This is a genomic window from Flavobacterium sp. NKUCC04_CG (assembly GCF_019345525.1).
GTDB lineage: Bacteria > Bacteroidota > Bacteroidia > Flavobacteriales > Flavobacteriaceae > Flavobacterium.
The window spans coordinates 1-23,985 of record NZ_JAHKRA010000026.1; the positions used below are offsets into that span (position 1 = coordinate 1).

22 protein-coding genes and 1 rRNA gene are annotated in these 23,985 nt (G+C 36.9%); 10 read left to right on the forward strand and 13 right to left on the reverse strand.

Annotation, left to right across the window (positions count from 1 at the left end; translation table 11 throughout):
- Positions 1 to 65, reverse strand: a 16S ribosomal RNA gene (locus tag KO524_RS14530); the annotation flags it as partial.
- 475 nt (positions 66 to 540) lie between these two features.
- On the opposite strand from KO524_RS14530, the gene KO524_RS14535 reads away from it, so the two are divergent.
- The 3 genes from KO524_RS14535 to KO524_RS14545 all read left to right on the forward strand — a co-directional run bounded on the left by KO524_RS14535 (position 541) and on the right by KO524_RS14545 (position 2,592).
- Complete coding sequence (locus KO524_RS14535) at positions 541 to 876, forward strand: hypothetical protein (RefSeq protein WP_219294956.1); 336 nt, start codon at positions 541 to 543, stop codon at positions 874 to 876.
- A 204-nt stretch (positions 877 to 1,080) separates the two neighbouring features.
- Positions 1,081 to 1,575, forward strand: coding sequence for a hypothetical protein (locus tag KO524_RS14540; RefSeq protein ID WP_219294957.1), 495 nt, complete (start codon positions 1,081 to 1,083; stop codon positions 1,573 to 1,575).
- A gap of 510 nt (positions 1,576 to 2,085) precedes the next feature.
- Positions 2,086 to 2,592 carry a GNAT family N-acetyltransferase gene (locus KO524_RS14545; protein ID WP_219294958.1) on the forward strand — a complete coding sequence of 169 codons (507 nt, stop codon included), beginning with the start codon at positions 2,086 to 2,088 and terminating at the stop codon, positions 2,590 to 2,592.
- Positions 2,593 to 2,664: 72 nt separating this feature from the next.
- Here the strand turns inward: KO524_RS14545 and KO524_RS14550 are convergent, their stop codons facing one another.
- The 6 genes from KO524_RS14550 to KO524_RS14575 form a co-directional block, all read right to left on the reverse strand.
- On the reverse strand, positions 2,665 to 2,892 hold the full coding sequence (locus KO524_RS14550; RefSeq protein ID WP_219294959.1) for a hypothetical protein: 228 nt from the start codon (positions 2,890 to 2,892) through the stop codon (positions 2,665 to 2,667).
- A 248-nt stretch (positions 2,893 to 3,140) separates the two neighbouring features.
- On the reverse strand, positions 3,141 to 4,043 hold the full coding sequence (locus KO524_RS14555; RefSeq protein ID WP_219294960.1) for a 3-hydroxyacyl-CoA dehydrogenase: 903 nt from the start codon (positions 4,041 to 4,043) through the stop codon (positions 3,141 to 3,143).
- A gap of 38 nt (positions 4,044 to 4,081) precedes the next feature.
- Positions 4,082 to 4,717 (reverse strand): NAD(P)H-dependent oxidoreductase, encoded by a 636-nt coding sequence (locus tag KO524_RS14560; RefSeq protein ID WP_219294961.1) that lies wholly within the window; start codon positions 4,715 to 4,717, stop codon positions 4,082 to 4,084.
- A gap of 89 nt (positions 4,718 to 4,806) precedes the next feature.
- Positions 4,807 to 5,208 (reverse strand): MarR family winged helix-turn-helix transcriptional regulator, encoded by a 402-nt coding sequence (locus KO524_RS14565; RefSeq protein WP_255555279.1) that lies wholly within the window; start codon positions 5,206 to 5,208, stop codon positions 4,807 to 4,809.
- 358 nt (positions 5,209 to 5,566) lie between these two features.
- Complete coding sequence (gene lysA / locus KO524_RS14570) at positions 5,567 to 6,724, reverse strand: diaminopimelate decarboxylase (RefSeq protein ID WP_219294963.1); 1,158 nt, start codon at positions 6,722 to 6,724, stop codon at positions 5,567 to 5,569.
- Between the two features lie 18 nt (positions 6,725 to 6,742).
- Positions 6,743 to 8,062 (reverse strand): aspartate kinase, encoded by a 1,320-nt coding sequence (locus KO524_RS14575; RefSeq protein ID WP_219294964.1) that lies wholly within the window; start codon positions 8,060 to 8,062, stop codon positions 6,743 to 6,745.
- Between the two features lie 601 nt (positions 8,063 to 8,663).
- On the opposite strand from KO524_RS14575, the gene KO524_RS14580 reads away from it, so the two are divergent.
- Together KO524_RS14580 and KO524_RS14585 are read left to right on the forward strand one after the other, a co-directional pair.
- Positions 8,664 to 9,398 (forward strand): DUF4198 domain-containing protein, encoded by a 735-nt coding sequence (locus KO524_RS14580; RefSeq protein WP_219294965.1) that lies wholly within the window; start codon positions 8,664 to 8,666, stop codon positions 9,396 to 9,398.
- Positions 9,399 to 10,066: 668 nt separating this feature from the next.
- Positions 10,067 to 11,659, forward strand: a complete 1,593-nt coding sequence (locus KO524_RS14585) for a PepSY domain-containing protein (RefSeq protein ID WP_219294966.1) — start codon at positions 10,067 to 10,069, stop codon at positions 11,657 to 11,659.
- A gap of 88 nt (positions 11,660 to 11,747) precedes the next feature.
- Here the strand turns inward: KO524_RS14585 and KO524_RS14590 are convergent, their stop codons facing one another.
- The 3 genes from KO524_RS14590 to KO524_RS14600 all read right to left on the reverse strand — a co-directional run bounded on the left by KO524_RS14590 (position 11,748) and on the right by KO524_RS14600 (position 14,297).
- Positions 11,748 to 12,647, reverse strand: a complete 900-nt coding sequence (locus KO524_RS14590) for a 3-hydroxyacyl-CoA dehydrogenase (protein ID WP_219294967.1) — start codon at positions 12,645 to 12,647, stop codon at positions 11,748 to 11,750.
- 194 nt (positions 12,648 to 12,841) lie between these two features.
- Positions 12,842 to 13,303, reverse strand: coding sequence for a copper resistance protein NlpE (locus KO524_RS14595; protein WP_219294968.1), 462 nt, complete (start codon positions 13,301 to 13,303; stop codon positions 12,842 to 12,844).
- A 169-nt stretch (positions 13,304 to 13,472) separates the two neighbouring features.
- Positions 13,473 to 14,297 (reverse strand): siderophore-interacting protein, encoded by an 825-nt coding sequence (locus KO524_RS14600; protein WP_219294969.1) that lies wholly within the window; start codon positions 14,295 to 14,297, stop codon positions 13,473 to 13,475.
- A 246-nt stretch (positions 14,298 to 14,543) separates the two neighbouring features.
- Here KO524_RS14600 and udk point away from each other — a divergent pair, with 246 nt between their 5' ends.
- The 5 genes from udk (at position 14,544) to KO524_RS14625 (ending at position 20,527) form a co-directional block, all read left to right on the forward strand.
- Entirely contained in the window at positions 14,544 to 15,155 is a 612-nt protein-coding gene (udk, locus tag KO524_RS14605; RefSeq protein ID WP_219294970.1) for a uridine kinase, read from the forward strand.
- Positions 15,156 to 15,157: 2 nt separating this feature from the next.
- Complete coding sequence (locus KO524_RS14610) at positions 15,158 to 15,496, forward strand: septum formation initiator family protein (RefSeq protein WP_219294971.1); 339 nt, start codon at positions 15,158 to 15,160, stop codon at positions 15,494 to 15,496.
- 10 nt (positions 15,497 to 15,506) lie between these two features.
- Positions 15,507 to 16,883 carry a methylmalonyl-CoA mutase subunit beta gene (locus tag KO524_RS14615; protein WP_219294972.1) on the forward strand — a complete coding sequence of 459 codons (1,377 nt, stop codon included), beginning with the start codon at positions 15,507 to 15,509 and terminating at the stop codon, positions 16,881 to 16,883.
- Positions 16,884 to 16,892: 9 nt separating this feature from the next.
- Positions 16,893 to 19,016, forward strand: a complete 2,124-nt coding sequence (gene scpA, locus KO524_RS14620; RefSeq protein ID WP_219294973.1) for a methylmalonyl-CoA mutase — start codon at positions 16,893 to 16,895, stop codon at positions 19,014 to 19,016.
- Positions 19,017 to 19,204: 188 nt separating this feature from the next.
- Complete coding sequence (locus KO524_RS14625) at positions 19,205 to 20,527, forward strand: DEAD/DEAH box helicase (protein ID WP_219294974.1); 1,323 nt, start codon at positions 19,205 to 19,207, stop codon at positions 20,525 to 20,527.
- A gap of 88 nt (positions 20,528 to 20,615) precedes the next feature.
- Here the strand turns inward: KO524_RS14625 and KO524_RS14630 are convergent, their stop codons facing one another.
- The 3 genes from KO524_RS14630 to KO524_RS14640 all read right to left on the reverse strand — a co-directional run bounded on the left by KO524_RS14630 (position 20,616) and on the right by KO524_RS14640 (position 23,791).
- The gene (locus tag KO524_RS14630) at positions 20,616 to 21,239 is read right to left on the reverse strand and encodes a CHAP domain-containing protein (protein ID WP_219294975.1); all 624 of its coding nucleotides are present in this window, start codon (positions 21,237 to 21,239) and stop codon (positions 20,616 to 20,618) included.
- Between the two features lie 132 nt (positions 21,240 to 21,371).
- Complete coding sequence (gene feoB / locus KO524_RS14635; RefSeq protein WP_219294983.1) at positions 21,372 to 23,546, reverse strand: ferrous iron transport protein B; 2,175 nt, start codon at positions 23,544 to 23,546, stop codon at positions 21,372 to 21,374.
- Complete coding sequence (locus KO524_RS14640) at positions 23,546 to 23,791, reverse strand: FeoA family protein (RefSeq protein ID WP_219294976.1); 246 nt, start codon at positions 23,789 to 23,791, stop codon at positions 23,546 to 23,548. Before KO524_RS14640 ends, feoB begins: the two co-directional genes overlap by 1 nt.
- Positions 23,792 to 23,985: the final 194 nt, after the last annotated feature.

Sequence of the window (23,985 nt, forward strand, 5' to 3'; positions counted from 1 at the left end):
TCGACTTGCATGTGTTAAGCCTGCCGCTAGCGTTCATCCTGAGCCAGGATCAAACTCTTCATCGTATTTTTTTAATATGTTTAGATAGTTTGCGCTAATTCTTGAAATCTTACGATTTCCTTACTCTCTCTTATTTGCTGTCAATTCAATATGTCTATGAACGTGTCTTCTTGTTTTTCGCTTGTCTCTCAAAGCGGTTGCAAAACTACAACTTCTTTTTTAACTGGCAAGCCTTTTTGAAAAAAAATATTTTTTTCTTTTTCGCTTGTCAATCGTTACTATCACTGACTTCCTTTATAATTCAAATCCAAATCTAAACTCGGCTTCTATTTCTAATCTCTATCAGTTAATCAAAGAACTTCTGCGGTAATGCGAGTGCAAAAGTAGGCCTTTTTATCAGCATTCCTAATCTTTTGGAAGTTTATTTTTGGTATTTATCATGCTCTTTTCTTAACAGACTAATTACCGCTACTTTACCTTTAGCGCGGATACGCGGATAGGCAGATACGTTTATACGCTTTAAAGTGCTGTGGGTGCAAAATGGCTGTCTTTGGATATTTATTCGGGAATGAAGATAGGCAGATAAGCAGATGGGCGGATAGGCGAATTCGCTTTGGAGCTTGTGAATGCGGATACGCGGATGGGCAGATAGGCGAATTCGCTTTGGAGCTTGTGAATGCGGATACGCGGATGGGCAGATACGTTTATACGCTTTGGAGCGTTGTGGGTATAAAATTGCTCTTTTTTGTAATTTATTCGCGAATGGACGAATGGACGAATGGACGAATGGACGAATGGACGAATGGACGAATAGGCACATCAAAACCATACCTATATATAAAGAGCGATTCCTCAAAAAGCACTCTTACAAAGTAAGAAAATAGATTATGAGACGAGCTACATAGAACACAAACTTAAAGTTAAAAATTACGATATAACAGCCAAAGTCGCTAATATGATATAAAAATAATCTAAAGAGCTTTAAATTATTGATAATACTTGTACAATTGATTTAATTATTGTATTTTTAATATGTTTTCTAATGCCCTAATATTTTATACATTTAAAAAAACAGCGATTATGAAAAATTACTTCCTTGCTCTCCCTATTTTTGCATTGCTCTTTCTGAGCAGCTGTCAGGAGAAAAAAACAGAAACGACTATTGAAACCATTACAGAATCAGTTATCGACACCGCCCAAAGTACACTACCTCAAGAGACTATAAGCGAAGAATTTAGAATTATAGAGAACTCGGTTATCAACAAACTGAATAATACCATAGCTCAAAGGAAAATAGTGTCCGAAGAAGAAATGATGCAAGCATACAGTCCTAAAGAAAAAGGAGCAGAAGGCAATTACAAATATAGCATTACAAAAATTTCTTCTGGAAATGGCAAAACCATCGTTCAACTGTTAGAAGAGAACCTAAATGATGATTCCGTAAAAGATAAAAAAGTCATTATGCGTATCATTAAAAACAAAGAAGGCAAATCAGTTGTTGATGAAATCAAAGAGAGTTATATATGTAGACTAGACCGAGGCCAACAGGATTGGAGCGCAACACTGTGTCAATAAAAAACTATTAAACCATCTCAAAGTCCTATTTATAATAGGACTTTTTTATTCTATATAAAAACGCTTATGTTGCCACGACGAGAAAAAAAGAAGATTCTCGACATTTCATACACCAAATGCAGTTCAGAAACGCCACAAAATACGCTCTCCAAACACAAACCTTAAGAAATTTCTTCTTTCTAGAAAACAGCAAGACAATACTATTCTGTAAAAAAAATATTTTTTATCTCCTATTATATGTATTTGTACTATTTTTAAAAATCATTAATCAAGACAAGTATTGAGCCACACACTAAACCCAGCATCAAAACCCGCAACCCAAAACGACATTGAGTTCCTATTACAGTTGCATTTCAATAAGATTTATTTGGAACGTGACGTAGCACATACACCAAAAGAACGAAAGCTCACAAAAAGTACTTCAGAAAATAGGTTTGCCATCGGATAGCCCCTTGGAATTCGATGGCGCTCCTGGCTTGCTTTATAAATCCAATTTTTAATACCACTGACATGTTAGAAACGTTACGCTTACACTTTTCCCCTCTGGATTCCTCACATCTAGAAAAGCTTTTGCCGATATATAACGATGCCTTAACCATGAAATACATTCCCAATAACCCTTCGAGTTGGACAGAAGTAGAATTGAGACAAAAGTTCTGTAACAACTTCAAAGACATACAGAATGGGATAGGTGTTTTTGCAGTAACTGAAAAAACAACAGGATTCTTTATAGGCCAAGCTGGAATCTACAATTCCTTTGATGATTTTAAAGAACTAGAAATTGGCTATATATTATCGAGTAACTACTGGCATCAAGGATATGGCACTGAGATAGCAAAGGGCTTAATACATCATTGTTTTACAAACCTAAAGGCCCATAAAGTGATTACACGAATGTATTCGACTCATTTAAGCTCTATCCGAATCTCTGAAAAATCTGGGATGAATTTTGTTGAAAAAACAGCTTTAGACGACTCACTTTATCGTTCTACCTATAGCATACTTAATCTTAAGTAATTTGGAATAAGAAATGCCATACCCATTACCCTAAATAAAAAATGACCGTCTTTTGAGAGGGTCATTTTTTATTTATTCTTGCGCAGCTTCTTCGTCTTTCTTCCCAATATTCATATTTGGAAATTTCTTTTGTATGGATTTTAAGGTAAACTCATTTATCTCAGCCATCGCCTCTTGACTCGGAAGTTTTAAATGCTCAGCATTGTGTTTCATTAACTCTTCTAAAAGTATTTGAGTTCTCAACAATTGAAAATTCAAATCAATAATTTCACCTACTACATCAATATCTCCTAATTTCATACTATTTTGTTTTAATATTAAGGGTGCTGCCCGTTTATAAATTGATTAACACCAAAAATAAGTAACAATTTTTAATAAAACGAGAGAAAATCCCTTTTGAACATCAATAAATTATTATTATTCCTCACATCAGACAGTAAACCACTATCAACGAAACACTTAATAAAACACAAATTATAAAAAAAGCTTTATTGCTTATATCTTACTACCAAGTTGACAAATTTAGAAATCTAAATACCTCATCATCGCTACTCTGCTTTATAAAAGTCAGATTGCTCAAAAGCGGGATTGGGATATTTATAAAAGCCTTCACCTGACAACTTACCCAATTTTCCTTGATCGATAAAATTGCGTTTTAAGTAATCCATTTTCCTTAGTTCCAATGGATTTTTCGTTCTTTCTGCACCGATTTTATGAATATTATAGACGGTATTCAAACCGACCAAATCCAAAATAGCGCAAGGACCAAGCGTTGCTCCAGATCCAATGACCCATGCCTTGTCAATAGTTTCCGCATCGGCAATTTCATTGACCAACAGATTCATCGTAGCGCTTAACAAAGGCATTAACAAACTGTCGAGTATATATCCCGACTGTTCTTTTCTCAGTTCTAATGGTACCATATTTAAGCTTTTAGCAAAGGCCACTACGCCATCAAAAACATCAGAATTCGTATCTTTATGTCCCATGATTTCCGCGGTATTGTGCTTCCAAATCTCGTTGGCAAAATGCATCGCCAAAAACTTCTCAGGTCGACCTGTAACTTGAGCAAAAATACTGGGAACTAAAGTGGAAGAATTTGTCGTAAAAACGGTTCTCTCAGGAGCTAAAACGGCGAGTTGCCTATAAAACTCTTTTTTTATATGAGGATCTTCAGGTACGGATTCGATGACCAAATCTGCGTCTTCAACCGCCGCTTGTAAATCGTTATGATAAGCGATTCTTAAAAAGGCTTCATCAACTTGTTGTTGTGAAGCGTGGAGTTCTTTTTTATACACTTCTTTTAGTTCTAAAAATCGAATTTTTGTTCGCATTAAAACCTCATTACTTAAGTCATATAACGCTACTTGATATCCCTGAAATGCCACATGAAAAGCGATTTGTGCACCCAAAACTCCACTTCCAGCAGTTGTAATTTTTTTGAACTCCATACCTCTCTTTAAATCAATTTTTAGTAATCGATTCTTATTTATTTTACTTCGATGATAAAATCACCTTTGTCGTGACGAACTTTTTTCATAGAAACCAACCAATCGTTATCCGCATCGCGATACCCCAACGGCATTATGGTTACCGATTTCAGTCCTTTTTCTTTTAATTGCAACAATTCATCATATGCCGCACTGTCAAATCCCTCCATTGGCGTTGCATCGATTTTTAATTCCGCTGCTGCTGCTAAAACCATACCGAAAGCAATATACGTCTGTTTTGCAGTATGTACAAAATTTTCTTCCGCAGATTGATTGAGATATAAGTCTTTTATTTTGTTCCCGTATTCCAACATTGCTGTTTGCGGTAACCCTCTTTCTGAAGTCGTTTTATTAAAAATCCCGTCTATTCTGTCTGCCGTATAACGATCCCATGCCGCAAACACCAATAGATGTGAACAGTCTGCTATTTGTTGCTGATTCATAGAATGCGCTACTAGGGATTCTTTTATTGCTTGGTTCGTAATAACAAGTACTTTAAAAGGTTGTAAACCCGAAGAAGTTGGCGCCAAATGTGCCACTTCTAACAATTGTTCAACCAATTCTCCCGAAACCTTTTTAGAAGCATCGAATTTTTTTGTAGCATAACGCCATTTTAATGCATTTAATAATTCCATATTGTTTTTATTATTAATTAATTATAATCTAAAACTACATCCATAGGTTCTCTAATCTTTTTTAACCAAAGACAAATACCCCAGTACTATTATAGTTTCTCCTTATTCGTACATTTTCGACTCGTTATATCCAACAAGTCTTTTAACTCCAGCCTTAAGCGATTCGCTTGTTCTGTATTCAATTCAAACAACTCATTTAACTTGGCAGGAATTAGACTTGCACATTGCTCTAAATCGATACCTGCTTGGGTTAATTTTACATCAACCCGACGCTCGTCTTCTGAAGATCGATTCCGCTCAATGAGCTTCTTCTCTTGCATTCGCTTAAGCAAAGGGGTTAACGTTCCGCTGTCTAACCAGAGCTTTTCACCCAGATCTCGAACGCAAATGGAATCCTTTTCCCAGAGAACTAATAAAACCAGATATTGTGTATAGGTCAAATTGAGTTCCTCTAAAAAGGGCTTATACAACAAGGTGACTTGTCGAGACAAAGCATAGATAGGAAAACAGAGCTGATTTTGTAGTTTTAAATGGTCCATGATGTATTTTTGATTGCATAAAATTACATTGCGAGCAATTTAATAGCAAGCTATTTATATGTTTTAACAAAAATTTGTGCTACTGCTAAAGCCGATTTTCATCACACCACAAAACCGCCCAATAATATAGTTTCGATACAATTGATTCCTAGCAGCCTAAGTCCCACAGGAATGTTCTGAATACATTCGACAAAGCAGGCCGTCCTTCTTTTCAAAAAAGGGGAATACTCCTTTATATATATGAAATCCCTATAAAAAAAACGAGACTATCCCTTAAGACAGCCTCGTTAGTGAAATTATTTAATACTACTTATTCAAGGTAAACAAAATTCAATGGCGCCCTTAAGTTATATCGTAACGCCATAACTTCTCCATATGCACCTGCCGAACGAATGGCAATTAAATCGCCCCTATTTAATTCTGCTAGTCGAACTTCTTTTCCGAAGCAATCGCTACTTTCACAAATCGGACCAACAACATCGTAAATCATTTCACTTTCTGACTGCAAATGACGTTTTACAGTTTCAATTTTATGATATGCCTGATACAGTGATGGGCGTAATAGTTCTGTCATTCCCGCATCCAGTATAGCGAAGTTTTTCTTTAAGCCGTTTTTAATATACAAAACGCGGCTGATTAAGGAACCGCATTGTCCCACTATGGAACGACCGAGTTCAAAATGAATTTGTTGATCGGGTTTTCGTTCTAAAAATTGATTGAAAATGGCAAAAAATACTGCAAAATCGGGAATACCTACAGCATCGGGCTGGTCATAATCAATTCCCAGGCCTCCCCCTACATTGAGCACCTTTACTTCATGACCACGATTTATAAACCACCTATTCCATTCGTTCACCTTAACACACAAGCTCTTAAAAACATTGAGATCGGTTATTTGCGAACCAATATGAAAGTGTAGTCCACACAATTGCAATTGCGAATTCTTTTCTATTATTTCTAAACACAAAGGCAATTCATGTGTAAGAATTCCGAATTTATTCTCGTCTAGTCCCGTAGTGATATAGTGATGGGTGTGCGCATCAACATTCGGGTTTATTCGTAGCGCTATTCGAGCGGTTGTTTCGTTTTCGAGACATAATTGTGCAATAACTTCCAACTCCTGCACGGATTCCACATTGAAACAAAAGATTTGATGTTTAAGCGCTGTGAGAATTTCCTTCACTGTTTTACCAACTCCTGCAAAAACGATTTGATTCGTTTTAAACCCATGCTCTACCGCGAGTTCTATTTCATTACCACTAACGCAATCGGCTCCCAAACCCGCTTCCTGAATTATTTGTAAAACCTTTGTGTTATTATTTGCTTTCAGTGCATAATGAACGTGAAAGTCGTAAACTTTTGAAGTCTGTATGATCTCAGCTAAGGTCTTTTTCAACAAGACCATATCATAAAAATACAAGGGTGTTTCGGCATTTTCCAAGGCCGATACTATTGATGGTGTCCACATAATTATAGGTCCTTAAAATTAAAACAATCTATTTTGAAGTGATCTCAATACCTCAATCTTATTATTTGTATCCACAAGCAAAGAGATATTGTGATTACTACCCCCATAAGAAATCATTCGAACGGGAATATGTTTTATCGCTTCAACTACACGAGTAATATGCCCGTGCGTTTCCGAACCAAAATCGCCAACGATACAAACTATCGTTTGGTCATCATCAACCTCAACATCACCAAAAACAGTCAACTCAGCAATAATCTCTTCTAAGAATTTCCGATTATCTATAGTGATAGAAACAGCGACTTCCGAAGTTGTAATCATATCAATTGGTATTTTGTAACGTTCGAAAACCTCGAATACCCTTCTCAGAAAACCATAGGCCATAAGCATTCTACTGGAGTGTATACGAATTGCCGTAATCCCATCTTTTGCCGCAACAGCAATAATTTTTCCTTTATTTTTATTTTCATCACTTATTAAAGTTCCCTTCGCCTCGGGTAACAAACTGTCCAGCAATCGTACTGGAACCTTATAACGCTGCGCAGGAAAAACACTTTGTGGATGTAAAATTTTAGCCCCAAAATAGGCTAATTCTGCAGCCTCATCAAAACTTAAATTTTCAATCGGTCTTGTATTCTTAACAAACCTCGGATCGTTATTGTGAAAACCATCTATGTCGGTCCAAATTTGTACTTCTTCCGCATGAAGCACTCCTCCGATTAGTGACGCGGTGTAGTCCGATCCGCCGCGACGTAAATTATCAATCTCTCCAAAAGAATTTCTACAGATAAAACCCTGAGTTATAAATATTTTTGCAAAGGGATGATTATCTAGTAGATTGACTAAATCATGTTGGATACGATCCATGCTTGGCTCGTGTTCTACATCGACTCTCATAAAGCTTAAAGCGGGTAAAAGAACAGAGTGTACACCGATTTCCTTTAAATGAAAATGAAATAAGGCCGTCGAAATCAACTCGCCTTGTGCTAAAACTATTCGCTCCTCAACTTCAGTAAACAAATCGTGCGCAAGTCCTTTTAGCAAATCAAAATGATGTGTTATTAAGGCCTGTCCATGAGCTAATCCCCCTTCCGTATCAAACAATTCCTCGATAAACCCCATATAGAAATCTTGTAATTCCGCTAGCTGCTTTATAGCCTTATCCTTTTCTCCTTTGCTAAAAGCTTCACTAATTGACACTAGAGCATTAGTTGTACCCGCCACCGCAGACAGTACAACAATATGCTTATCCGCAGTTTGCGTTTCGATTAATTTCAACAAATTTCTCATTCGCTCTGGATTGCCCACTGAGGTACCTCCGAATTTTAATACTTTCATAACACTATCAATCATTTTAAAATAAAAAAAAGGCTTGTCGCGATGACAAGCCTTTTATATATGTGTTGGATTCAACAAATAGGAAAGCTGCTCACGACGTACGACGTAAGTATTGCTTCTTTCCCTTTTTTATAATCCAATTTTTCATTTACTCTGTTTTTATTACAAGCAAATATATTTAAAAATCCGACTTCTACACCAATCAAACTAAAAAACATTAAAAAAACAATTTGCCATTCCACTCAGTATCGTATGCCTAGTATAAAATTTTATCGCAAATTCTAAAGTAGAAAGAAAACTCAATTTAACAACTCGTTTAGAAATCTCTATTTCCACCTTTCCTATCCGAAATTACTTGATGTGATAAAAAGTCTCGCTTACAAAAGCACAGCATATTTCCATTTAAAACGAAAAACAAAGAAAAACAAACAAATCAAATTACTGAATAACAACTACTTAAAATAAAAATCTATTAATTAAAAAAAAGAGTTTGTGCTGTACTATTTTATAACATACATTTGTTCTTATTTAGACTTAATAATTATAGTGATTGATTACTTAAATAAATGCATCTTAAAAAAACCTATTTTAAATTTTAATTATGAAAAAAATACTGATTTTACTTCTTCTATTATCCCCATTCACCGAGGCCTTTTCCCACTATCTATGGATTGAAACTCCAGCTCAAACAGCTCAAAATAAACAGCAAATCATAAAAGTAAAATATGGGGAATTTGCATATAATGAAATCGAAGAGGCATCCAATGCGGCTTTTTTAAAGGTAAAGGATTTCGAATTGTGGTTGATCGACCCTGATGGCGAGAAAAAAGAATTAAAAACGATTGCCAATGGCGACCATTATGAAGCAGTGTATACACCCAAAAAAGCAGGTACTTATATCGTTTATTTAGACAATAAAAAAATGGAAATAGTCGATAGTACTCAATACAATTTTGGCATTTATAAACCACAATATCATGCTAAGGCAAAAATCAATGTTGGAAAAAGTAATAAAAGCGACCACCACACCAATCACGACGGTCTAGAAATTATAGAAACGGCTTCCGTAAACCAACAAATAACACTTCAGGTACGTTTTAAAAACCTCCCACTAACTAAGAGTAAAGTGATGGTGTTTTTTAAAGACGGTTGGAGCAAAGAACAAGAAACCGACGAAAAAGGAGAAATCACGCTTACTTTACCTTGGCAAACATCTTATGCCGTTGAAGTGATCCATATCGACAAAACACCGGGAACGTTTAATCAATTACCCTACGAGTTTATCTGGAATTGCGCCACTTATTTTATTAATCACCAGGCCGACGCTAGAATCTAGCATTTGATAATCCAAAAAATCTTTATACGATTATGTACACCATCGCTGCCTTATGTTGCTTTTTAGGCTTCTACAGTTTATTTAATACGTCCAAAAAAGCCACATTAAGCCACAACTACTCCATACAGATTTGGTTACAACACCACATCCGGCTCGCCCGTCTTATAGGGCTAGCTCTGATTATTGTAAGCCTATTCATCTTTATTTCCTTAGACGGTATTGAAGCGGGTACTTTTGGTTTTTTAGTCTTGTTGATGGCTATAGCGAGCGCCGTAGTTATTTTGAGCCCACTTAAACTCCTAAAATGGATACACCTCCTTTTTATAGTCGCTTTCTTACTAGTCTCCGAATTTTTAATTTTTAACTGATGCCTGCAAATACAAAATATTTATCCAGCCCGTTTCAAAAATTTTTAAAGCTAACAGCAGGCCTTATCGGCGGTTATTTAGTGACTACATCCTTACACTTATTCCTGGGTTTATGGTTAGCTCCTCAAAGCTTTCTCGTAACCATGGCTTTTAGTAGTTTTATTATATGGGCAAGCCTTTTTGTAGTGGCTTTTTTAGCAAAGAACGGATGGAAAATCTGGGGTGTTTACCTGCTAATCAGCCTAGTGTTTTTCAGTCCATTTGCCTACCAACTATTATTTTAATCCTTACTAAACATCGATGAACAATAGAAATTACAATATTTTCTTCCATACCCATACAATCAGTGGTATTTTTATTAGTGCTTTGCTCTATGTGATTTTTTTCGCAGGATCTTTTTCTTTTTTCAAAAGTGAAATAAACAATTGGGAAGCAAATACTTTAGAAGTAAAAAATGCGGTTACCGACATTCGGTTTCAATCTATTCTAGATTCTTTGGATCAAGAGCAAAGCTTATATTCACGCGATATCACCTTTTATCTACCAGAGAAAAACAATAAAATAGGCATCCAATTCGGAGCTAAAAAAGACAGTGTCGTTGCACCGTTGGCAGAAAAAACCAAAAAAAGAAAGGGTAAACGAGGTCGCGACAGTACTTTTTTTATATTAGACAACCAAACGAATCAAACCTCAACCTATATAGACTCTTATTCTTTGGGAGAATTTCTATATCGTTTGCATTTCTTTGCCCAAATTCCTTACCCTTACGGTTATCACTTAGCCGGATTTGTTGCTTTTATCTTCTTATTTGCCATAATTACAGGTGTTTTATTACATTGGAATAAGATAGTCTCTAACTTTTACATATTTCGTCCGTGGTCCAAATTGAAAACCCTATGGACAGATGCACATACCGCTTTGGGAATCATTGGATTACCTTACCAGTTTATCTTTGCAGTTACCGGCGCTTATTATATGATTAATATTGTATTTACGGCACCTGTTACAGAATTTCTATATAACGGAAACCGCGATGCGCTTTATGCCGATATGGGATATTCCGATGCTAAGACCCTTCCACTTGAAAACAAACCACTCGCAAAACCATTTGATTTAACACCTTTTTTAAATCAGACACAACAGAGGTGGAACAACTCAAAAATCACTCGTGTAACACTTCAAAATTACGGCGATCAAAGCATGACCGTTAGCCTTGAAGGCCAAGTACACAACTCGACGAAACTAACCGGAAACGGCAAAATTGTCTTTGATGTTAAAACCGCAGCTGTAATCGAAGAGAAGCAACCGATGGATGATGCATCTTATAGCGAAATCGTCAAGAGTTTGCTATACAAATTACACTTTGGAAACTATGGCGGATATGCCTTAAAAATACTTTACTTTTTAGTGGGTATAGCCAGTTGTTTCGTCATTATTTCAGGCGTTATGATTTGGTTGATTGCCAGAGACCGCAAAAACATCCCGCTTAAAAAACGTCTATTTAACGAATGGTTGGTTCATATTTACTTAGCAGTATGTTTAAGTATGTATCCGATGACTGCACTGATTTTTGTTGCTGTAAAGCTTATTCATCCGGCAGGTCAAAGTTTTATTTATCATTTTTACTTTTGGGGTTGGTTGTTGTTTTCGCTGTATTTCATTATACGAAAAAACAATTTTATCACTACTAGAGACACCTTATTACTTGGTAGTATTTTTGGCTTTTGCATTCCAACAACCAATGGTATTATGACTTCAAACTGGTTTTGGATTAGTTATGCAAAAGGATACGACGATTTATTATTTGTCGATTTATTCTGGTTACTTCTATCTACTACAACCTTTATAAGTTGGTTATTAATGATGCGAAAACACAGAAAAAAAATTAAGTAAATACAAAAAAGCGGAACTACTAGTAATTCCGCTTTTTTAAAACTTGGATTGTAAACTATTTGTCATCTTTCTTTTGTGTCTACAATACTTATTTTTTATAGAAATCGGGTTCTAAGAAAGCCGGGTTAGGATATTTATAAAATCCTTGTCCTTCGGCAACACCTAACTTTCCAGTATCAATAAAATGTTCTTTTATGTAGGCAACCACCTTTTCATCCCAAGGTTTTTTTGATTTTTCAGCTTTCATTTTATGGATATTATAAACGGTATTTAATCCCACGGTGTCAAATATTGCTCCAGGTCCTACAGTAGCCCCAGTACCAATAACCCATGCTTTATCAATACTTTCAATATCGGCAACTTCTTTGACAATTAAATCCATTGCCGCACCTAATAAAGGTACCAACAAGGAGTTTAAAAGATATCCTGATTGTTCTTTATGCAATTCTAAAGGAATCATACCAATGCTTCTAGCAAAGCCTACGATTTCTTTAAAAACCGCAGCATCAGTTCCATCATGCCCCATAATCTCCGCTGTATTGTTTTTCCAAATTTCATTGGCAAAATGTAAGGCTAAGAATTTTTTTGGACGTCCTGTAGCAGCAGCAAAAGTACTTGGTAACAAAGTAGATGTATTGGTAGCAAAAATGGTTTTTGCAGGAGCAACTGCTTTTAATTGTTTATAAAAATCCAATTTAATTTCGGGATTTTCCGGTACCGATTCGATCACTAAATCCACGTCATCCACTGCATTTTCTAAATCTGTAAAGAAGGTGATGCGGTTATACGCTGCATCTACTTGTTGTTGTGTTGCATTCAAATCTTGTTTATAATTATCCTTTAGCTTAGTCAATCTTTCCTTGGCAAAAGCAATCGACTTCTGATTGATATCATAAACGTGAACCTCATAACCGTGAAAAGCAATCTGAAAAGCAATCTGTGACCCCAATACACCGCTACCTGCGGCCAATATCTTTTTAAAAACCATACGTTGTAAAATATTAATTATTAATTCCGAAACAAGGCTACCACTAACTATATAGCCATTCTTTCAATATATAAAAATTAAACCCGAAAAACAAATAATTAACTGTTATTTAGCTATTTAGAAACAAAATACCCTAATTCACTAACCAAAAAAGTCTCGCATTTAGCGAGACTTTAAAATAGTTTACTATCAGGTTATTTTTTTAATACATAATGCTCCGCCAAAGGACCTTCTATCTTTTTTCCTTCAATATCCAATTGGGTAAGCGTATTTTCTCCCGCAAAAAATCGGGTATTTGGTTGTCCATCTTGTGCAGAATTTTTTAAAGTAATCGTATTTACCTTAATCTCCCATACACCATTTTCAACAAACTCTTTGTCCCCTTTCTTTTCGGTTAAATACAAGGTGGTAACCTTATAACTGTTATCAGCATTTAGTTCAACGGTCGTTTCTATACCTTCACAATCCGCACAAGGTAAAGTCCCTTTATAAATTCCAACGATATCCAGTGCATTTTCTGCATTATGCATATCGACTACTTCCGTATTAGTAGGAGTCAGCGAATCGACCTCACCGACATTTCCATCCTTTTTTGATGAAGTACAAGAAACCAACATAAAAGTCAAAACAGCCGATACAACAAATAATCTTTTCATATATTTTATTTTTAAATTAAACAGACTCATTAGTGATGACTCCTCTTTACTATATCTAAATAACAAACTCCTTTCAGAGCTCGTATTAAAGTAAGTCTCTTTATAAAACATCAAAAATAGTGCCTAATAAAAACGAGCGACTCTTTCTAAAAATACGTTCTTTAAAAACCTAGGTAATTGCGGCTCTTTCTGCTCTTCTATCGGTCTCTGAACTGGTTTCGGATTTTCCGTGTTTCCAATACGAGTAGGCTTGCAATTCCGCAGCAGTCCATTGGTGTTCCTTTCTCAAAAGAGTTCTAATTTCCTTAACCGAAGTAAACTCTGCCGCAACATATGCAAACTTAGAGGCTTCGCTTAAATCCTTAACAATTTGCTCTACCTCAGTAGTCAACATACTGTTTTCACCCGGTGTAGGATTAATAAGCCATTTTATTTCAACTTGAGATCCGGTTTCGAGTTGCTGTATGTCTTCTACAGTCTCCACTTCTATAAAAGCGATTCCACGGGCCGTTTTAGGCAAATCTTCTAAAATAGCACCCAATACCGGAATAGCCGTAGCATCTCCCACAAGCAAATACCAGTCTGCTTTCTCGTATAAAGTCTGGGGTTCTTTTCTCATAACCACTCCCAATTCTGCCCCAATGGGCGCATGAATTGCCCAAGCCGAAGCTGGTCCTTCATCACCATGTGCTACAAAATCTATATAGATTTCATTTTTTTCTAGATTAATCCCCCGATGTGTATAGGTTCTACGTAGAGGGGTTAATTCTGCAGCAACGGGTATCCAGTCCATCTTTTCTGAATCAAACTCCGGTAAATAAACCTTGTCTAAGCCATCCGGAGCAATAAATATTTTATTGTTAACTCCTATAGTAGTATTTTTATATTCACTAACAAATTCGTTTTCCAAGGTAATTCTAATATAATTTGGAGTGAGATATGTTCTGTTTTTTAAGTAAAACACTCTTGCAATTAAGTCTGTCTTTACGGCCATATACTGATATTTCAAGAAATTTTCTAACGAGAAATTTCTAATTATTTAAAATCAAATATAGCTATTTAGAACGATTAAAAATAGCAATTAACAAATATTTAGTCCACTTTATTGGGCAAGCTACCCAAAATAGCAGGTCAAATCGCTAAAAACAAACAAGTCGTTCCTAAAGTCGTCTCCTATTTTTAGCAGAAAAACCTTCCAAGCTGCTAGATTAATTCCTATTTTTGCAAAAACAAATCGACGATGTTAATTATAGGAATAGCAGGAGGTACAGGAAGTGGAAAAACCACCGTAGTACATCAGATAATGAATGAATTACCCGGAGCAGAAGTAGGCATTATTTCTCAAGACTCATATTATAAAGCCACGGATAATTTAAATTTTGATGAGCGTGCTTTGATCAATTTTGACCACCCTCGATCTATTGATTTCAATCTATTAACAGAACATTTAAAAGAGCTCAAAGCTGGGAACAGTATTAATCAACCGGTCTATTCCTTTGTTAAGCACAACAGAACAGACGATTATGTACTTACCCATCCGAGAAAGGTGATGATTGTTGAAGGAATCCTTATATTAGCCAATCAGGAATTGAGAGACATCTTTGATATTAAGATATTTGTGCATACGGACTCAGACGAGCGTTTGATCCGTCGTTTAAAACGCGACATAGCGGATAGAGGCCGTGACATGGAAGAGGTATTAAATCGTTATCAGACCACTTTAAAGCCGATGCATGAACAATTTATTGAACCGTCTAAGGCATTTGCAGATATCATTATACCTTATGACACTTATAATACCGTTGCCATTGATATGGTTCGAACAGTGATCAACCAAAAAATAGCCTACTAACTATGGAGGAAGAAATCGAAAAAAAGAAGAGAAAATTCCAATTCCCCAAATTGCTGAGAAATCGCTTTTTTCTGGTAGGTCTTTTTTTTATCATTTGGATGCTTTTTATCGATAATTACTCGTTTTTAGAACATCGTGTTCTCAACAAGATTACCGATGATCTCGAAAACAATAAAACGTATTTTCAAGATGAGATAATCCGTGACCAAAGAGCTATAAAGCTATTAAAAAACGGTGAGGCTACGGAAAAATATGCCCGAGAAAAGTATTATATGAAGCGCGACAATGAAGATATTTATATCATAGAGTTTGACAGTTTAAATACTGCCACAACTCCATAAAATTACCCTTATGACGAAAAAATTATTTGAAGATTTTGAAAAAGTTTCTTCTAAAGAGTGGAAAAATCTGATTCAATACGAACTCAAAGGAGCCGACTATAACGACACTTTGGTTTGGGAAAGTCTGGAAGGAATAAAAGTACGTCCCTTTTACCATTTTGACGATACGCAAATACCGCAGCCGATACCAACATCGATATCGAATTTTAGCATTCTCCAAGATATCTTTGTTTTTGATGTGGATAAATCGATTTCAAGAGCGTTAAAAACCTTAGAACGTGGAGCGGAAGTACTGCGTTTTACTGTCGAAGATAAAAGTCTTAATCTGGAGTTGTTGCTGGCATCCTTACCTATAGAAACCGTAGAAATCTTTTTGTCTTTAGGTTTTTTAGATTTGGAATACATTCAAAAAATTAATGCAATTGCTATAAACCGCAACGCAACGATTTGGATTCAAGTAGATCCTATTGCCCAATTGGCAAAAGATGGTAACTGGTATTCCAATCTTGACCGTGATTTTAAAATTTTAAACAACTTATACCAAACCAACTTAAAGGTCCATCTACTCAGCGTTGATAGTTCTTTATATCAGAACGCAGGTGCTAATATGGTGCAGCAAATAGCATACACCTTAGCCCATGCCAACGAATATTTGAATCGTATAGAAAACAACCCTGGTCCGTTATTAATTGAAGTAGCTGTGGGTACTAATTACTTCTTTGAGATTGCCAAATTGCGCGCCTTGCGTTGGTTGCTTCAGCTAGTTGGAAAAGAGTATCAAGCCGATTTTAGCTTTAAAATATTAGCCTCCCCTACCAAGCGCAATAAAACCATCTACGATTATAACGTCAATATGTTGCGCACCACTACAGAATGTATGAGTGCTATATTAGGTGGCGCAGATGTAGTGACCAACTTACCTTATGATGCCTTATACCATAAAGACAATGAATTTGGCGATCGCATTGCGCGAAATCAATTATTGATTTTAAAGCAAGAGAGTTACTTTGACATTGTAGATAATCCGGCTGAAGGTTCGTATTATATTGAAAACCTAACCCAACAATTAGCGGAGAAAGCCTTAGAATTATTTAAGGACATTGAAGCTAATGGAGGATTTATTACACAACTTATTGAAGGTACGGTACAACGTAAAATCAATGAAAGTGCTCAGAAGGAACAAACGCTATTTGACAGCGGTAAGGAAACCCTTTTAGGAACCAATAAATATCCCAATCCTCAAGATAAAATGGCTCATGATTTAGAGCTATTCCCGTTTGTAAAATCCAATCCACGTAAAACCTTAATCGTACCTATTATCGAGAGGCGATTAGCTGAGAATCTGGAACAGCAACGATTGGAAGCTGAAAAAAACAACGCGCAATAAGGACTAACTATGAGAAAGAATTTACAACACTTACAACTGGATGTTTTACCAGCAGGAGAATCGGTTTCGTCCGCTTTTACTACAGCTGAAGGCATTGAAGTTAAAGAAAAATATACGTCGCAAGACATCGAAAATCTCGAACACATAGGTTTTGCCGCTGGATTTGCTCCCAATTTAAGAGGTCCCTATGCAACCATGTATGTTCGCAGACCGTGGACAGTACGTCAATATGCAGGATTTTCTACAGCAGAAGAAAGTAATGCTTTTTACAGGCGAAATTTGGCCGCAGGTCAAAAAGGACTATCGGTCGCTTTTGATTTGGCAACACATCGCGGTTATGATTCCGATCATGAACGGGTAGTGGGCGACGTTGGAAAAGCAGGAGTCGCTATAGACAGTGTTGAGGATATGAAGATTTTATTCGATCAAATTCCACTAGATGAAATGTCTGTTTCGATGACGATGAATGGTGCCGTTTTACCGATAATGGCTTTCTATATAGTTGCGGCAATTGAACAAGGAGTGGATCCAAAATTGTTGTCTGGTACTATTCAAAATGATATTTTAAAAGAATTCATGGTTCGAAATACTTATATATATCCGCCTACACCTTCGATGAAGATAATTGCGGATATCTTTGAGTACACCAGTAGAAATATGCCTAAATTCAATTCGATTTCGATTTCGGGTTATCATATGCAAGAAGCAGGTGCTACCGCAGACATTGAACTGGCCTATACATTAGCCGATGGTTTGGATTATATTCGAACAGGATTGGCAGCAGGGATGAAAATTGACGAATTTGCACCTCGTCTTTCATTCTTTTGGGCTATTGGTATGAATCACTTTATGGAAATTGCCAAAATGCGCGCCGGCAGAATGCTGTGGGCCAAATTACTATTACCATTTAATCCGAGCAGCGATAAATCTCTGGCCTTGAGAACACATTGTCAAACTTCGGGATGGAGTTTAACTGAACAAGACCCCTTTAACAATGTGGCTCGTACCTGTATAGAAGCTTCGGCTGCTGCTTTTGGAGGAACCCAGTCCTTACACACCAACGCTTTGGATGAGGCCATTGCTTTACCTACCGACTTTTCGGCACGTATTGCGAGAAATACACAAATTTTCTTACAAGAAGAAACCAAAATCACTAAAACAGTTGACCCTTGGGCAGGTAGTTTTTATGTAGAACACCTAACTCATGAAATTGCACATAAAGCTTGGGCATTAATTGAAGAGGTAGAAGCCTTAGGTGGTATGACTAAAGCTATCGAAGCAGGAATTCCTAAATTGAGAATCGAAGAGGCTGCGGCGCGCAAGCAAGCGCGTATTGATAGCGGTCAGGATACGATTGTAGGAGTTAACAAATACCGTTTAGAAAAAGAAGATCCCCTACATATTTTAGAAGTAGATAACGAAACGGTTAGAAAACAACAATTGGAACGTTTGGCGCATATCAAGGCCACACGAGACCCTGTAAAAGTAAAAGAATCTTTAGCAAAATTAACGGCAGCTGCCCAATCGGGAAAAGGCAATTTACTGGAGTTGGCCGTTGAAGCCGCAACACATCGCGCAACTTTGGGAGAGATAAGTGATGCACTTGAAGAAATTTTTGGTAGATTTAAGGCACAAATTAAATCCTTTAGCGGTGTGTATAGTAAAGAGATAAAAAATGATGCTAGTTTTGAAAAAGCAAAGGTTTTAGCAGATAAATTTGCTAAGATTGAAGGGCGTCGCCCGCGTATCATGATTGCCAAAATGGGGCAAGACGGACACGATCGCGGTGCTAAAGTAGTGGCAACGGGTTATGCTGATGTTGGCTTTGACGTGGATATAGGCCCCCTATTTCAGACACCTGCTGAGGCCGCTAAACAAGCGGTAGAAAATGACGTACATATTCTCGGTGTCTCGTCTTTAGCTGCTGGTCACAAAACTTTGGTACCTCAAGTTATTCAAGAATTAAAAAATTACGGAAGAGACGACATTATGGTCATAGTAGGCGGAGTTATTCCCGCTCAAGATTACCAATTTTTGTTTGATACTGGAGCAGTAGCTGTATTTGGTCCAGGTACCAAAATAAGTGAAGCCGCAATTACTATATTAGATATCTTAATCGGTGATGCCGAATAAACTTAAAACACCGATTCACATCGGTGTTTTTTTTTAAACCTACGCAACCGCTATAGATATAGTGAGATGGTTAACTAAAATCGCAATTTTACTTCTTTAGCCTACCTATCATAACCATGCTGTAACTGAAATAAACTATCTTTGCAAGATTCAATGATGCTTTTGATAAAAAGCCTACAATTAAATATATGACATTCGAAGAATTATCTCTAAATAAAAGTTTACAACGCGCCTTGATTGATCAAGGATATACCACACCTACTCCTATACAGGAAAAAGCTATTCCTATTATTTTAAAAGGGGAAGACTTGGTTGGTTGTGCACAAACCGGAACGGGAAAGACAGCAGCGTTTGCTATTCCTATTCTAAATCACTTGCACCACATGGTTGGTTCAAGCAAAAAAGCAAAAAAAGTTCGTGCTCTAATCGTTACGCCTACTCGTGAATTGGCTATTCAAATCGGAGAGAACTTTGAACAATACGGAAAATACACCAACTTAACTCAATTAACGATTTTCGGAGGGGTATCACAAGTCACTCAAGTCGATCAATTAAAAAAAGGAGTAGATATTTTAATCGCAACTCCAGGCCGTTTATTGGATTTAAACAAACAAGGATTCATCGATTTAGACGATTTGCATTTCTTGGTATTGGACGAAGCCGATCAAATGTTGGATATGGGCTTTATCAACGATGTTAAAAAAATCGTCAAATTAACGCCAGACAACAGACAAACCTTGCTGTTCTCTGCAACCATGCCTATGGCAATTAGAGAATTGGCAGACACCTTATTAAAATCTCCAAAATACGTTACGGTTTCACCGGTTTCTTCTACGGCAGAAACGGTTAAGCAAAAAATCTATTTTGTAAGTAAACTCAACAAGCGTAAACTGCTATATCACTTAATCAGTGAAGAAAATCTGTCGGGTGTGTTGGTATTTAGTAGAACCAAACACGGTGCGGACAATGTGGTAAAAGCCCTGAAAAAGCACGGTGTTAAAGCCGAAGCCATTCACGGAGACAAATCGCAATCGGCCAGACAGAGGGTACTTGAAAGTTTTAAGGCAAAAGAAACTACGGTATTGGTAGCAACAGATATTGCGGCACGTGGAATCGACATTGATCAATTACCTTATGTAATCAATTTTGATTTACCCAATGTTCCAGAGACCTATGTACACCGTATTGGTCGTACCGGTAGAGCTGGACATGAGGGAATCGCTCTTTCATTTTGTAGTGCTGATGAAAAACCGTATTGGAAGGATATTTTAAAGCTGACCAATGTTCATGTAAAAACAGTTGACAATCATCCTTTTCCCTATACAGACGAAGAGCTTAAGGAAGAAGCCCATTCTTCTGCAAATGCGAAGAAAAAACCTGCAAATCGCAGTGGTAGCAGACCGAATACGGCAGCAACTGAACCGAAAGCAGAAAAAAAACCCGCAGCAAAAAGCAGTCCGAAATCAAGAAAATCGGCCAGTTCAAAAGAAAATAAAAAACGTTGGTATTAACCAACGTTTTTTTTATGCCTTAACCCGATGAAGAATAGAGACACTAAGTGCCGTGTTGACTTCGCCTTTACCTTCAACTTTTATATTTTTATTGCGTAACCATTTCCGTATTATTTTCATCTATTACACGTAGCCAGCCATATATTCTAGAATTATCTATTTGCCACTTTCCCTCGAATTTCCTTAATGCATATCTTTCTCTTGTAGCCGCATTAGGCCCTGGATTCTGTTGAATAATCTCTATAGAATCTGTGTAAACTGCTGCAACTATGGCGACATGCCCAAACCTATTCCAAATAGTAGGACTGTAAACCAACAAATCGTCCGTTTCTGGTGGTAGTACACTCGGATTCTTAAATTGAAGAAGAGCTCTCTTTTTGTTGACCTCACCATCGGCAAGTTGCTGATCAAAAAAATCTTTCGCATTTCCATAACTGTCGGGCATTCTATGTTGAAAACGCTCAAAATAATAGCGTTTAACAAATTCTACACATTGGTATTCCAAACCTAGATTATAATTATCAACCGTGAGATTTCGCTTTCCTACATGGTTTACACCACCATTATAATATACTCGCACTCCTTTTAAACTATCTATAGCTTGTCCGATAACTTTATCGGGATTATAAAAATACGTTTTACGAATTTGAACACCAAATACAATTAATGCCCCAACCAAAACAAAAATCACCACTATTTTCTTTAATGACATTTTAATAGATTTAAAACCTAAACACTAAACTAGTACCTTTAATCATATTTTTAGGGTCAGATATAGTCTGTTGCTATATACCTCAATAAATCAAGCTAAAATCACCCCAGACTAAAACACCCTCTTTTATTTTTATAAGAATTTCCAAAGTTGGGTAATAGCAAAACAAACAAGGATTCCGTATATGATTGGAAGCACTGTAGCCACCAAAGTCCATTTCGCACTTTTGGTTTCTTTATAAATGGTATAAATTGTAGTACTGCAAGGATTGTGCAACAAACTAAACAGCATTAAATTGACCCCGGTTAAAGTAGTCCATCCCGCCTGATGTAAGATAGTGCCAATTTCCGCATCAGAAACCTCAAACATCACTCCCGCACCTGAACCCAAATTGGGATCACCGAGCGTCATTGCGGTCAACATCAATATAGTAGGTATTACAATTTCATTGGCTGGAATTGCCAATACATAGGCTAAAAGGATAACACCATTAAGTCCAATAATCATTGCTATAGGGTCCAGTGCATGAATCGTTACAACCGCTAAGCTATCTCCCCCTCCCAGGTGAATATTGCTAATAAGCCAAATAATAGCTCCAGCAGGAGCTGCAAAAACAACAGCTCTCCACAAAACGATGAGTGTTCTATCGATTAACGAAGTATAAACCGTTTGCCAAAACTTTGGAGGGCGGTATGGCGGTAGTTCTAAGGTAAAAAAGGAAGATGTTCCCTTAAGCATGGTTTTCGACAACAGCCAAGAAGTAAAAAAGGTAAACCCAATACCTAAAACCACGATACCAACTACAGCTAAAGTAGAAATGGTATGCGACAAATAAGGTGGGGCTAAAGCACCTATAAAAATGGTTCCAATAAGTATTTGCGTGGGCCAACGTCCGTTACACAACGAAAAATTATTGGTGATGATCGCTATTAATTTTTCACGAGGACTGTTGATGATTCTTGTTGCAACTACTCCAGCAGCATTACAGCCGAATCCCATACTCATGGTTAAGGCTTGCTTTCCGTGTGCACCAGCTTTTTTAAATATTCTGTCTAAATTAAAGGCAACTCGCGGTAAATACCCGAAGTCTTCTAATAAGGTAAACAAGGGAAAGAAAATCGCCATAGGCGGCAACATGACCGCAACCACCCAAGCCGTAGCCAAATAAACACCATCAATTAGAAAACCACTTAACCACCAAGGAAATTGCGCATAGGCTGCACCACTTTTTAAAAGGGGATAAACTTGGTCTAACAATAAATTAGACAGCATACTAGACGGGTAGTTTGACCCAACAATGGTGAGCCATAAAATAAGACCTAACAACAATAACATAATGGGAAAACCCCATATCTTGCTGGTTACAACATTGTCAATAGCACGATCTATTCGGAATGAGCGCGGATTTCCTGCTGTAGTCACCGTGCTCTTAACCACTTTAGCTACCTGAGAAAAAAGAGCTTCTGCTAAATTATCAGCATATTGCATTCCGAGCTCCTCGTTGTATGCTTTAGCTAAGGCAAAGGTCTCTAAAATAGAATCGGCATCAATAACTTCCGAAAAAGCACCACTTACTAATGCTCTTTTAATACTTTCATCATTTTGAATCAAACGCATAGCCAACCACGAAACACTTGGAAGATCGGGATCCAATGCTAACAATTTTTTCGATACAGCCTCAACAGCTCTTTGAGAAGCTACGGGAATTCCAAAAATAGGATTACTTTTAGGTGAGATTTTTCCTGTAGCGATTTGATCAATTGCCAACAATAGTTCTTGAATACCTTCTTTATTTCTGGCAGAAGTAGGGATAACAGGCACCCCTAAATCGCGCGATAATGCCCGAACATCAACATCTACACCATGACGAGTTGCCTCATCCATCAAGTTCAAACAAACGATGACCTTGGTCGTGATTTGTTGTATTTGAAGCACTAAACTCAAATGGCGATTCAATCGACCAGCATCTACTACAACAACTGTTACATCGGGCCTTCCAAACAGTATAAAATCCCGAGCAACCTCTTCGTCTTCCGAAGTGGATAACAAGGAATAAGTTCCCGGCAAATCAATCAATTTATATTGATGCTCACGGTAAGAAAAACTTCCCTCTGCTCGGGTAACCGTTTTTCCTGGCCAGTTACCTGTATGTTGTTTTAAGCCCGTTAAAGCATTGAAAATAGTGCTTTTTCCCGTATTGGGGTTTCCCGCTAGAGCTATAGTATAATCGTGTTTTCCCGATAAATCTCCCAATCGACGTAAATCAGAGGTCGTATTTAAGTCGCAACTATCACAAGCGGTTTTCATCATGATATCTTTTCTTCTAATTTCTCAATAATAATCATTTGCGCATCTTCCAATCGCAAAGAAATTAAAGTATTGTGAATATTGTAAGCTACCGGATCACGTAAAGGACTGATATTTTGAATTTCAATCGCCACTCCTTTGACAAATCCCAAATCCAGAAATCGCTGATGTACTTCTGGCAGACAGGCTTTCGAAATGGCAACGATACAGGCTTTCTCACCTTTTTTGAGATCGGATAGATTCATTACAATATTTTTTTGTTATTTAGTCTAACAAAAGTACAAAATTAGATTAATCTAAAAAATGGATTTATGTTTTAATTCACTTCCTTTTTTTAAAATAATAGCAAAGGTCAAAATGACAGTCCATCAATTGCTCCAATAAAAACATTCGTTATATAGTCTTAAAGCTTAAACAACTATATAACTACGAAAAACGA